The sequence below is a fragment of the Prauserella cavernicola genome (assembly GCF_016595675.1).
GTDB classification, from domain to species: domain Bacteria; phylum Actinomycetota; class Actinomycetes; order Mycobacteriales; family Pseudonocardiaceae; genus Prauserella_A; species Prauserella_A cavernicola.
Map to the genome: position 1 here is coordinate 1 of NZ_JAENJH010000032.1, position 1114 is coordinate 1114.

At 66.1% G+C, this 1114-nt stretch carries 1 protein-coding gene; it reads right to left on the reverse strand.

Features of this window, described 5'->3' with window-relative positions; genetic code table 11:
• Window positions 1–994, reverse strand: a 994-nt coding sequence (locus JHE00_RS34550) for an IS481 family transposase (protein WP_200326408.1), incomplete at its 3' end; no start/stop codon positions are given.
• Between the last annotated feature and the right edge of the window lie 120 nt (window positions 995–1114).

Genomic DNA, 1114 nt, shown 5'->3' on the forward strand with positions numbered 1-1114 from the left:
TGTGATGTCCAGGGAGGTTGGTCAGCCGGGTGGCTGGTGGGCGGCCTCCGATGGCGGAGTGGGCGCGATGGTGATTGTAGAAATGGAGCCAGGCGGGCAGTGCGGTGTTGCGTTGTTCGGTTGAGGTGTAGAGGCGGGCGTAGGCCCACCCGTCGGCCAGGGTGCGGTGGAAGCGTTCGATTTTCCCATTGGTCTGTGGTCGGTAGGGTCGGGTCCGTTTGTGGACGATGCCGAGTTCGCTGCAGGCGTTGCGCCAGGCGTAGGAACGATAGGCAGAGCCGTTGTCGGAGAGCACTCGCTCGACGGTGATGCTGTGGTCGGCGAACCAGGCCACCGCTCGGCGGAGGACTCCGATCGCGGTGGCGGCCTTCTCGTCGGTGTGGATCTCGGCGTAGGCGACGCGGGAGTGGTCGTCGATGACGGTGTGGACGAAGGCGGTGCCGATCACCGGCCGGTACTCGTGCCCGCGCATGCCGGTACGTTTGGCCGTGGACGCTTTGTTTCGATCGCCTTGCTGTTTGCCGACATAGTGCCACCCGCCGCCGTCGGGGATGTTGCCGAACTTGGTGACATCGACGTGGATCAGCGAGCCCGGGTGCGGATGTTCGTAGCGGCGTAGCGGCTCGCCGGTCACGCGATCGATGTGCGACAAGCGGTTGATCCGGCAGCGCACGAGGACCGCATGCACCGTGGAGGCCGGTATGCCAAGCCGACCGGCAATCTGCACCGGGCCGAGCCGCGCGCGCCACCGCAGCCGCACGATGTGCCGCGTGGTCTGGTCCGAAGTCCTGGTGGGGCTGCGGTGCGGCCGGGAGCTGCGGTCAGCCATTCCGTCCGGACCCTCGGCACGGTAGCGATCAGCCCACTTACGGGCCGTGCGCGCTGCGACCATGAACATCGCCGCAGCTGCGGCATAACTCCACCCATCCTCGACGACAAGCCGAGCCAGACGCTGCCGAGCGCGCGGGGTCAGTTGGGCATTAGCGTGGGACACGAAGGCCTCCGGTTCGTGAAGCGGTTCCTCGACAGCTCCACTTCACAACCAGAGGCCTTCGCCTGTCTCAACGACAAGCCGACATCAACCCAACCCCGAACAACGTCCCTGGACATCACA